General features: G+C 37.0%; 12 protein-coding genes. 3 read left to right on the top strand and 9 right to left on the bottom strand.

The genetic code is table 11. The features are described 5' to 3' along the window. Positions 1–50: 50 nt before the first annotated feature. Entirely contained in the window at positions 51–533 is a 483-nt protein-coding gene (locus OW492_RS00900) for a YajQ family cyclic di-GMP-binding protein (protein ID WP_290037777.1), read from the bottom strand. A gap of 180 nt (positions 534–713) precedes the next feature. On the opposite strand from OW492_RS00900, the gene OW492_RS00895 reads away from it, so the two are divergent. Next, positions 714–1,640 (top strand): 2-dehydropantoate 2-reductase, encoded by a 927-nt coding sequence (locus OW492_RS00895; protein ID WP_290037776.1) that lies wholly within the window; start codon positions 714–716, stop codon positions 1,638–1,640. On the opposite strand, the gene OW492_RS00890 is transcribed toward OW492_RS00895, so the two are convergent. The 6 genes from OW492_RS00890 to yejK form a co-directional block, all read right to left on the bottom strand. Next, positions 1,618–2,622, bottom strand: a complete 1,005-nt coding sequence (locus tag OW492_RS00890) for an LPP20 family lipoprotein (RefSeq protein ID WP_290037774.1) — start codon at positions 2,620–2,622, stop codon at positions 1,618–1,620. The two genes, OW492_RS00895 and OW492_RS00890, sit on opposite strands and share 23 nt — an antisense overlap. Positions 2,623–2,645: 23 nt before the next feature. Next, positions 2,646–3,878, bottom strand: coding sequence for a hypothetical protein (locus tag OW492_RS00885; RefSeq protein WP_290037772.1), 1,233 nt, complete (start codon positions 3,876–3,878; stop codon positions 2,646–2,648). A 59-nt stretch (positions 3,879–3,937) separates the two neighbouring features. Then, positions 3,938–4,537, bottom strand: coding sequence for a penicillin-binding protein activator LpoB (locus tag OW492_RS00880; RefSeq protein ID WP_290037770.1), 600 nt, complete (start codon positions 4,535–4,537; stop codon positions 3,938–3,940). 64 nt (positions 4,538–4,601) lie between these two features. Then, a complete protein-coding gene (locus OW492_RS00875) occupies positions 4,602–4,949 on the bottom strand; it encodes an HIT domain-containing protein (protein ID WP_290037769.1) in 348 nt (115 codons plus the stop codon). Between the two features lie 92 nt (positions 4,950–5,041). Beyond that, entirely contained in the window at positions 5,042–5,908 is an 867-nt protein-coding gene (locus OW492_RS00870; RefSeq protein WP_290037768.1) for a 6-carboxytetrahydropterin synthase, read from the bottom strand. A gap of 67 nt (positions 5,909–5,975) precedes the next feature. Beyond that, entirely contained in the window at positions 5,976–7,052 is a 1,077-nt protein-coding gene (yejK, locus tag OW492_RS00865; protein WP_290037767.1) for a nucleoid-associated protein YejK, read from the bottom strand. Between the two features lie 190 nt (positions 7,053–7,242). Here yejK and OW492_RS00860 point away from each other — a divergent pair, with 190 nt between their 5' ends. Together OW492_RS00860 and OW492_RS00855 are read left to right on the top strand one after the other, a co-directional pair. Next, positions 7,243–7,467 (top strand): DUF1414 domain-containing protein, encoded by a 225-nt coding sequence (locus OW492_RS00860; protein ID WP_290037766.1) that lies wholly within the window; start codon positions 7,243–7,245, stop codon positions 7,465–7,467. 4 nt (positions 7,468–7,471) lie between these two features. After that, on the top strand, positions 7,472–9,283 hold the full coding sequence (locus tag OW492_RS00855; RefSeq protein WP_290037765.1) for a DUF3413 domain-containing protein: 1,812 nt from the start codon (positions 7,472–7,474) through the stop codon (positions 9,281–9,283). A gap of 149 nt (positions 9,284–9,432) precedes the next feature. Here OW492_RS00855 and pncB read toward each other — a convergent pair whose 3' ends face one another. Both pncB and OW492_RS00845 read right to left on the bottom strand, forming a co-directional pair. After that, positions 9,433–10,653: a nicotinate phosphoribosyltransferase gene (pncB, locus tag OW492_RS00850; protein ID WP_290037763.1), complete on the bottom strand. Its 1,221-nt coding sequence runs from the start codon at positions 10,651–10,653 to the stop codon at positions 9,433–9,435. After that, on the bottom strand, positions 10,653–11,297 hold the full coding sequence (locus OW492_RS00845; protein ID WP_290037761.1) for an isochorismatase family protein: 645 nt from the start codon (positions 11,295–11,297) through the stop codon (positions 10,653–10,655). Before OW492_RS00845 ends, pncB begins: the two co-directional genes overlap by 1 nt. Between the last annotated feature and the right edge of the window lie 248 nt (positions 11,298–11,545).

Raw genomic sequence — 11,545 nt, 5'->3', positions numbered from 1 at the left:
AGAATTATCTGTACCTTGGCTTTATTTAACTACAAGAGTAATAGTAAAACTTAATCTTTAAAGTTATTAAACTGGAAACCCATTCCTAAATCGCACTCTTTCACTAAGCGCATAGCTTGTTGAAGGTCATCGCGTTTTTTACCCGTCACACGCAATTGATCACCTTGAATCGATACTTGTACTTTCATTTTGCTATCTTTAATATGTTTCACTAATTTCTTAGCCGTTGGTTGATCTACACCAACTTTAAACTTAACATTTTGAGACCAAAACTTACCAGACTGCTCATATTTATCAGGATCCATAGAGCGAGTATCAACACCACGTTTTACTAAGTTCGCACGTAACATATCGCGTAATGCATTAATTTGCATCTCAGCTTCCGCTTCTAGCTTAACCACTTCTTTATTCAATGTAATGGATGCTTTTACGCCGCGAAAGTCATAACGTGTACCAAGTTCACGACTGGTATTATCCACGGCATTTTTAACTTCTACTAAATCAATTTCTGATACAATATCAAATGAAGGCATCTTTATTCCTTTTTAAAACTATAAAATATTCTAGGGTGTGAATTTACCAGAAAATGCAGCAATCATCTATTACTAAGCATCACGATAGAGGGTGTATTGTCTCTTGTAACTAAATCAGCAAATTAGCATAATAGATGCTTATATCAATAATGGCAGTCATTTAGGGGTTTAGGGAACAATATGATACAAATAATTGGCGCTGGTGCGATTGGTTGCTTATGGCTAGCCAAATTATTACAAGCAGGTTACCCATGCCATATTGTATCGCGCTCGCCGCTCACTACAAACACTTTAACGCTCACAGACTTAATGGGTAAAAGCCACTCATTCAATATCTCTCATGGTGAGTATTTACTAAACACGTCACTGGAGGCACAGAAAAGTAGTTTGTTAGTGTGTGTTAAAGCACATCAAGTACTACCAGCCCTATTACAACAGCAAACTCATATTCACCCACAACAGGCCATTATCTTAATGCATAATGGTTATGGTTGTGCAGAACAAGTTGCTACACATTTTCCTGACAACCCGATCATTTGTGCTAGCACTGCTAATGCTAGCTTACTGACTAACACTTTAACAATAACTCATACTGGCGCTGGACCAAGTTACTTTGGCTTTTACCCGGGACACTCACAGGTTAGCAACTCTCAACAAATAGAAGCTATATTAAACAATTATTTATTTCCTCTACTACAAGTGATGCCTAATTCACATACTAGCCAAAGTATTATTGAAAAATGTTGGTTAAAGTTAGTCATTAATGCAGTCATCAATCCGCTCACGGCCATTCATCAAATTAAAAATGGTCAATTACGTTTAGCGCAATACGCCCCATTGATCCAGCCCTTAGTATTAGAAATTTTTGCAATAGCAGAAGCTGAACAATTAAATTTCGATTTGAATGAATTACAAGACACTGTCGCTAATGTCATTGCGGCAACCGCAGACAATTATTCTTCAATGAACAGAGACATTTACTACGGTCGAGAAACAGAAATTGAGTTTATTAATGGGTATTTAATTAAAAAGGCACAACAACATAATATTGAAACGCCTATTTTAAGCGATTTATATAAACAAATTAAAGCGTTGGAGAGTCACTAATTAATTGTTGTAAGTACTCGTTCATTCGATTGCTTAATTTATCCTGTAAGCGCAATTTAAGTAGATCTTTTTGTTTTGCCGAGACCTTAATAGGCCAACGCTTACGACTAATTACTTGGCCATTTTCACTAATGCTCAACTCATAACTACCACGTAACCAATACCAAGCATCAATTAATGCGGGATTGGTCATATCAGCTTTGCCAGTGACTTCAATGTTTGCGTTGTCTGTTACTTTTACCCCTAAAGAAGATAATCCAGACTGAATTGCTTTCTCTTGTGATTCGGTATCTGCCTTTGCAGTAATAGTTAATGCAGCTAGTTTTTGCTTAATTAATTGCTCAATTTTATCACTCGAAATATCCGCAGGCACACCAGTACCATTGATATAACGTAATTGGTAGTCAGCCATTTTACGCGTTATTTGTACATCTCGTGCTGAGCGTAATGCATTAATTGATGCAATAGAATTAGGGGATTGGTTAATACTGTAATCGATTAACTCTGCGCTTTTCTGATCAAGCTCTACAATTGATTCAGTTAAATTTTGCGAAGCACTAAGACGATGTAAAACAGCTAAAGCATAATATTCACCGCTTGGACTTAGCCAAGTCTGTTTAATCTCTACGCCCTGGATTGCCTGTTCTGTTTCAGTTTGTATATCCCGCTGCAAAGTACTAGAACTTTCCATCGTCACACCTAACGCACTTTCCTGCTTTACAGCCTCTGTTAATGTTCTGGTTTCCGCTTTTACGTTAACTGAAAATATTTCTAATAGGTTAGCGACTGCATTTTTACCAGCTCGGGTACGATTCGATGCTTGCCCAACCGCCGTTAAATATTCTGATTGAGGATAATCTACCTGTGCATGGTCAATCCAAGTTGGACGTTCATTATCAGACTGGCCTGAGGACTGGCTTGAACAAGCACTGAACAAAAACACACTGATTAATAGTGAAACAAGTAAGGTAATCTTTTTCATGTTAACTCCTTAACAAAGGGCAATTATTGTTGATAATGCCATACTTTATCAGATAAATTAGTCACTAAAATAACATGTTGATGCCCTAAACTTAAGTCCACATCTGTTTGAACAGTCTTAGGAGTTGACACAACGATATCATCGGCATTGGTTTCTAAATATGCAAACTGAATGGTGGCAGGCAACATGTTCCAACTTCGTAAATCTGCAACTTCACTGAGTAATGTCGCGAAATTAAGTAAGGTGCCTAGCAGTTGATCTTTTTTCTTTGTTTCTTGTACCACTTGATATTTGGCAATCGCTCGAGTGGTTGTTAATAAGAGAATGGAGGGGTACTCTTTGTCTAAGTCTTCTCGAGCAATAACATTAATATTTTCAGCAACGTCACTGCTCACTAATTGCTCACCATCACTTATTTTGGCATGTAATGAGCGAGGTAATCGTTCAGGGTATGTTGGCATCGCGATGCGGATCAATTGCTGCCCATTAAAACTAGGGACAGTCAAGCTAGCTTGTATTTTATTAGAGACTACGCCATCAAAATATAATACAAATACTTGTTCCTTACCCTTCATTTTTTTTACCAAGTTTGGATAGGATTTACTATAGCGGTCGTAAGCTTGGTCATTCCCCATCTTTAAACTCATTCTTAACAAACCTAATGTTAACCCTTCTGGTAAAGCTATTTTTCGTTGGTTAAGAATATTCTCAGCTAATTGGTAACTAATGAAAGCATCGGAGCGCTCATCTAATAATTCATAAATAATGCCCGACAACAGGTGGGTACTCACTAATTGCCCACTCAACGAATCCTTATCAGCTAGCTTTTTCATCGCAACATCAGCTTGCAACATTTCTACCCGCGCACCGTCGATATCCCGATTAAATAAATAACTCAAGGCTAACATATTATGAACCATTACCCGATCTAGTGGATAACCACTATAACTTCTTAAGGTTTCGTTAACGGTCCCTGCCCCAATATTCTCAGAAACAGAGGTTGCAGCTAAAGATTGCATCTGTTTTTTTGCGATTAATAGGGATTCGATTGATGCAGGAAACTGCCCAGATAATAACTGTAAATAACCTAGATTAAGGTAATACTGAGCAATATCTCTATCGTCTGGCTTGGTTTCTTGTAATGCTGAAAGAATAGATTCTGGTGTTTCAAACTGTAAATCATCTGCAAGTCGATTGTTATTGTGTTGAGCACAGCCAGAAAGTAAGAAGACAAAGGCAAGTAACAATTTATGCATAGTTATTCCATTTCATACAGAATAGGCTCATTACTGAGCCTAATCATGTATCTATAACGTTACGGACGAATTTTACTGTTAGAGATAAGCTTTTTGATTTTCTTTTCACCAATCCATACTTTACGATTATCCTTTAAGCTAATTAACTCAAGGTTGACTTGGTAAAAACGTACTTGAGTAGTACCATCCACATCAACAATGGTATTGATTTGACCTTGCATCATAAAGTCTGCGCCATACTCTTGGCCCGCTTCTTTACGGGTAGCTTCAGAAGCGTTTAAATCTTGATCTGCTCGTTCATCACGAATTTCTTGACGGTTTGCAGCACTTGCAACAAATTGTACTTCACCTGAATTAATCAACTCACGTTCCATATTGGCAACAAAAGTATTGGTATTAATATGTTCGTGACTTAGATTTTTAATACGACCAACAATGACTGCGGGGTCTTTACCTTCACTGCTTACAAATTTGCTGATCCATGCGCGTGAAAGAGAGTCTTCGATCATTTCTTGTGCCACTAACTGAGAGTCAGTGTCATTCCAAGCACCACTTAAGTCGACCTGTTGTTGTGCATCTAAACGCTCTACTGATGTAGAACAAGCCGCTAGCATTACACTACTCATGATCACCAGTAACAAACTAGTATGTATTTTCATCGTAAACTCCACCTTATAAAGAATAAAATAGTATCAATAACTTACCATATATTAATTCAGAAAGTTAACTTACTAACTTTCCTAATTTTTTTCCACCTAATAAATGTAAATGTATATGGTAAACTTCTTGCCCACCGTCACTATTACAATTCATTATCAAACGATAACCTGACTCTGCAATACCTTCTTCTTTCGCTAACTGTTTAGCTACCGTATATAACTTACCCACTAACACTTCATCTTCAACCTCGATATCGTTGGCAGTTGGAATCAGTTTATTAGGAATAATAAGAATATGCACTGGAGCCTGTGGGGAGATATCACGAAAAGCTGTCACATAATGATCTTGATACAATGTTTCCGATGGAATCTCTTTATCAATTATTTTTCTAAAAATCGTTTCTTCAGCCATCTTAAATCCTTATCAATCATTATATTATTTAACCTTATGTACATTAAAACTGAAGTTGCTAATGTACATAATCAATCAGCGCCCAGCCTAGTTTAAAGCTCTACAATGGCACCTTTTCCGATACCTTCATAGGCGAATACAGTGACTTTATTTTCGCCCTCTTTGTCTTTAATGGTTTCACAAATAAAGCGAGCGAGCTCTTCTACCGTTGTATCGTTATTTAAAACCTCGCAACGGCTAGCCGGCATTAATAATTCAAAATACCCCTGTGGTGCATGATAGGCAGAACAATGTACTTCCGCGGTCGGTTTCTCGGTAATAAATGAAAGATCGCTACGTTTGATCACATCACTGTCACTTGCTAAATAGATATCAGTCCAGCGTGCTGCCCATTGTTCAACCCATTTACTACTGTATTGATCGTTAATAAAAATATCAATTTTAGAACGATGCCCATGAGCAATGCGTTGGCAGTTTCCATTATGTTTTTTTAAACCATGAGTATAATGGTAAAAGGGAGTATCAATCTCCTCTGACCGTAAACTAATACTCAATCCAGTTACGTTTTCTGGTAACTTATCTAAGATAACTTGCTCTAGGTAATCGGCTAAAAATGCCTCTGTTAATACTTCACATTGAAGTAAACAATATGCCTCATGCGGTGCTTTAACTTGAATTACTTCATCTTTCGATAACCGATAATTAACCTGAGTTCGCTCATCATCTGGGATAACAGAGCAAGCTTGCGACAAACTTGGAACCAGCAATTTATGGTCGACTTCTGCATCAATAATCGCTTTAATCTGTTTCTTTACTAAAGCAAAGTCTAAAATCATAGATTGTTCGTTTAGCTGTCCATCCAACACTACGTCAACTTGATAGCTTTCACCCACAAACCCACGGCTAGCGTCCAAGTAAGTTGAATCAATAACAGTTAAGTCTCGTACAAATAATTTCATTCTTTTATCTCTTTTTTGTTTAAGCACTGTCATCAACAGGTATTTAAACAGTGTAATGTATTAATGCTTAAAAAGGGGCTTTTCCATCATCCGTAACGGTTTCAGTGATCACGGTTTCACCTGCATCAATCAACGCATCACGTTTTAATTGTTCGCGTAAATTAGGTGGAATACCTTGAATCGTTAATGTATCCGATGCTTCATCATAATGAATAGATGAGCCTAAATGTTTTTGGTCAAAGCTAATATTCATACCTCCGCCTTGGCCGACATACTTAGTTAATTTTCTCACTAAGGTTTTATCTGCTGGGAAATTCTCTTCTAATTGATAATCTTCACTAACGAAGTCATAGAAACTGCCTTCTAGATTTGAAGTCGATTGAAACTCTTCCGACAAACTAGAAAGGTCAATGTCTTGCCCTTCTTTTATTTGCTCTTTGCAATAGTTAAAAGTAACCTCTCGGACCTCTTGCTTTTGCTCCGTTGGTAGCTCTTGCTTCTCACAGAACTCTTCTACCGCTTTTAGCAGACCTTCATTCTGTACTTTTGCATCAAAGCCTTCTTTTGCTCCCATAAAGTCTAAAAAGAAATCAGAGACTTTACGACCAACGCGGCCTTTAATAAAGGAGATATAACGGTTAGCTTCAGGGTCACGCTTGAGTAGAGTAAGGTCAATACGAGCCACTAATTGAATTTTACTCGTTTCAATATGCTGACTAACTTGTAGCTCAAGATTCTCGTTAACGCTGATTGATTGGTTATTTTGAAGCAATGCGACTAGTAAATAATCACTGGTTGTCCAAGTGTACTTACTGATTAATAACACCCCTCCTTCAGCAAAGTCATGATCTTTTAATTCATCAACTAAACGACTAGCTGCTTGTTGAGAAAATCCAACAAAATCTAACTCGCCATTCAGCTCTTCTGTTAAAGCACGTTTGAATACTTGCGACTTTTCACCTTCATCAGCAAAAAATGCAAAAGCTTTATTAGATTTACTTTGGTAGCTACGATGTAAATCCATCACCAACTGCTCAATAGAAGGTGAAATAGGCAGTTCGCCTTCACGCATTTTGCACGATAAAACGCCTTCACTGTTGTAATTTAAAGAGTGTAAAATAATATTGGTAGCGGAAACGTTCATAGAAATATGACCTTGTGAGAAACAAATAAACTTAATTGGCAAATTATACACACCGCAATCAATCTTGAAACAGTAATTATTCGCTTAATTATCTGTGTAACTTTTCAAAATCGAGGGGTTAAGTCATTGGTATAATAATACGAGTGCGGTATCATAACGCAATTATCATTCCTTACATTAGAAGTTTATTATGCCAATTCAATCAAAGTACTCTAGCCAAAAAATCGAATCAATTCTGGATCAAGTGATGGATGTACTTCATGACAATGACGTTTCTGTGGATCTTAGCTTAATGATTTTAGGCAATAGTATTACTCATGTCATTAATAGCCAAGTACCAACAGCACAACGTCAAGCTATCAGCGATAAGTTTGTTAAAGCATTAAGTGCCTCTATTAATACAAAAGATAAATAAAAACATGGTTGAAACAGGTCATAAATTTCACGATAACGTAGCTAAAAATGTCACTTGGGCACACTGGTTCACGTTCTTTAATATTATTGCTATTTCTTTAATCAGCTTGCGCTATATTGCGTACTCAGGTTTAGCTGATACGGGGCTCGGCATCACCTACCAATTTATCAGTTTACTAGGGCATTTCAGTTTCCTAGCCGCTGTGGTATTTGGGATTTTATTATTCCCGCTGGCCTTTTTAATATCCAATAATTTAATTTATCGCCTAATTTCAATTCTGATCGCCACAACGGCGATCACTTTTTTAATTGTTGATACACAAATATTCAGATTGTATGAATTTCACCTCAACCCCTTGATTTGGCAGTTTTTACAAAAACCAGAACAAGTTGAAGAAATTTATTCAATTAATCTCCATTATATTTCTATCCCGATTACCTTTGCACTTGAAGCTTTTTTTTCTACCATTCTGTGGAAGAAAGTCAGACATATTCACGCAAAACAGATCGGCAAACCTATTGCGCTATTCCTATTTGCAAGCTTTGTACTGAGCCATCTTGTTTACATTTGGGCTGATGCAACACAATACCGACCAATTACCCATCAACGTTCGCTTTATCCGCTATCTTACCCAATGACAGCAAGGACTTTCTTGACTAAACAGGGCTGGTTAAATGAAGACACTATTCAGAAGAGTGAGTTGAATGCGTTAGGGACAAACCCGCAAGTACTTAATTACCCATTAAAGGCGCTGACTTACTCTACAGCCCCAACAAGTAGCGCTGACTATAATATTTTAGTGGTTAATGTGGAGTCATTACGCGCAGATATGCTGAACTCGCAAAATATGCCACATTTAGATTTACTGAGCACAGAAGCGATTAATTTCAAAAACCACTTCAGTGGTGCAAACAACAGTGCCCAAGGTGTATTTAGTCTGTTCTATAGTTTACCTAATAGTTATTGGGACGATATAACCGATAACCATATTGCACCAGTATTTATGAATAAAGTTGTAGAAGATAAACGCCCTATCGGCCTGTTTTCAAGTATTGGCTTTGTACACCCAGAGTTTTTACAAAGCAGCTTTAGTCAATTGAAAAAAACACCTAATGTATATTATTCTGATGCTACAAATAATAACCAAGTTGTCCAACAATGGGATGAGTGGATTAAAACTCAACAACAAGACACACCATGGTTTGCTTATGTTTACTTAGAACAGAAAAACGATCATCTGTTTACCCAGCCAAGCATAAAAACGATTCCTGAACAAACAGAGCAATTAACACTTTATCAATCTCAGGTACACGCAATAGATGAGAAAATACAGCGTCTAATAGATAGCTTAAAAGCACAACAAGCTTATCAGAATACGATCATCGTCATTACTGGTACTAATGGTCAGTCTTTTAAAGAGCAAAATAACAACGACTCATTGATCAGTGGTGCAAGTGTACCAATGATATTAGTGTGGCCAAATAAACTGCCGCGTACTATTTATGATATGACAAGCCATGTAGACCTGATGCCTACCTTGATGCAAAACGTATTTGGAGTTGAAAATCCAAGTAATCAATTTAGCAGTGGTCATTCCCTATTTGCTAAACAAGATAGAGACTTTGTGTTATCCGGTGATAGTAATAACTACATCATTTATGAAAATAGACGCATTACTCAATTTTCTGGTAATGGCGATATTGATAGTATTGATTGGCAAGGTAATTACATTGAACAAAATGCCGATAGTGATGCATTAAATATCACCCTATTGATTGATGTATTATCTAAGTTAAGACGTTTTAATCAAAAATAATGAGGTAGCAGATCTACCTCAGTAACCCTTTATTAAAAAGCTCACATACGTAAAAAGCCGATAAGACTGGATGATAAAACATCAACCTTATCGGCTTTTTTACTTTAGTTACTTTAATTACTTTAATTACTTTAATTCATAAATTTAAGCTATTTAGACACTTTAACGATACTTGGATCAATTCCATATTGGCTTGCTAAATATTGTAAGTAACCTAAATCTTCACACATACTCTTACCTGGTTCATCGGATATTTTAGCCACTGGTTTGCCATTAACCGTTACCATTTTTATCACAATACTTAAGGGACGATTACCAACATCATTCATCAAGTTGGTACCAATACCAAATGAAACTTTTATACGCCCTCTAAAGCGCTTCCAAATTTCTATCATTCTTGGAAAGTCTAATGAATCACTAAATACTAAGGTTTTACTCAGAGGATCAATTTCCATCGTATGATAAAGGCTAATCGCCTTCTCACCCCATTCGAATGGGCAACCACTATCATGTCGCAACCCATCATAAAGCTTGCCAAAATATGGATCATTAAAATCACGCATAAAAGAGTCCATTGAATAGCAATCGGTTAGAGCGATCCCTAAACGTCCTCGATATTCTCTTACCCACCCTTCTAAAGCGGCTTTTTGCGCATCGGCTAAACGAGTAACCGCTTGCCAACTTTGAAACCATTCATGGGCCATGGTACCCATCGCAGGTAAATCTAATTTACGAGCAAAATGCACGCAACTTGTGCCTAAGAACTCATTAGGAAATTCAGATTTTAATGTACTAAGCACTTCTTCTTGCCACGCTTTACTGGCCCGACGACGCGTACCGAAATCGATAAAAGTTAGCCCAGTTAAATCTTTCTCTGCTTTTAATAGTGCAATTTTATCTGCAAGCTTTTCTCTCGCGACAAATAGATCAAATCCACCGCAGTTTATAAAAGTATGTAATTCGCTGATAATCGACAGTGCATAAATTTCTAATAAGCTGACATGTAACAATGGACCATCAAAACGGAGGTTAATATTTTCACCATCTGAATGCAGGTGGATAAATTTCATATTTAATTTAAAAATACGTAAAAACTCAATGAAATCAGGCTTAATGAAATGCATTTTGCTTAAGTAATCTAACTCTTCATCGCTAAAAGATAAAGTACAAAGGTGTTCAAGTTGACGTTGTATTTCAGGAATTAAAATCGTTAAATCTAAACCTTCTTGATTTCGACACGCAAATTTCCATTGCACATTTACTAAACGAAACTCTGCGGCATGGTAAAAAGCTTGTAACATACTTATTTTATAAAAATCGATATCCATTAAGCTATCAATCAACCAACGATCTATTTTTGTATTTTGCATTACAATGCTAACTCCCGACTACTGGCGATTAATGTTACGCCCACCTCTTGCATCTCTTGATAGGCTGATTGGATAGAATCATCTGCAATACCTCGACAAGCCGCTTTATTTAGAATGACTTTAAAACCCGCTTTTACGAGTTGTAAAACCGTCGTTTTTACGCAGTAGTCTGTTGCTAAACCACCAACAATGACTTCATTTACCTTTTTTTCCTTTAACCATTCAATTACTCCGGTACTCTGCTGCTCACTTAGATCGTGATAACAAGCGCCATATGGATGCATCTCTGGCTCAACACCTTTTTCAACAACAAAATCATATTCAACTTCATTAGGCAGACCAGGGATAAGTGAGTTCCCCTTTGTACCTACAACGCAATGCGCTGGCCACTTTATATCTAAATTTGGATACTCACCTTCTACAGGTGTCATCACTTGTTCTGCCGATGTTGCCATCCAAGGTGCTTCTGCAGGATGGCAATCTTTACTAACAACTCGGTAGCTTGCAAACTTAGCCTGTTCATTCAATTGTTCAGATATAAGGTGCCCTTCTTCAACCGGTAACTCATCTGGACAAAGTGGTGTGAAACCACATTGTGGATCTACATCAAAACTTGCAGTAATAGATTTCTCAACTTTGACCATTTTCTTCTCCAATTTAAAATGATTATGAAAGCGAACACAAAAACTTAATGAAACAATGCTAGATAACCTTATAGTGACCTCTACTGTCAACTAACAGCAGTAAAGAACTCGGTAATTAAGGTCTATACGTTCATAAAATGACCATAGCACGTCAAAAGTCCTGCCTTTTATGACTTAAATTAATTTTTATGCGTGTTTCAGTAGCCTCTTTGCCGAACTTTTATTATTCTTACGCCATTATTTACATA

This window comes from Psychromonas sp. 14N.309.X.WAT.B.A12, assembly GCF_030397575.1.
Classification (GTDB): domain Bacteria; phylum Pseudomonadota; class Gammaproteobacteria; order Enterobacterales; family Psychromonadaceae; genus Psychromonas.
Note: the sequence above shows the minus strand (reverse complement) of the source record. Positions and strands in the feature narration are given on the sequence as shown.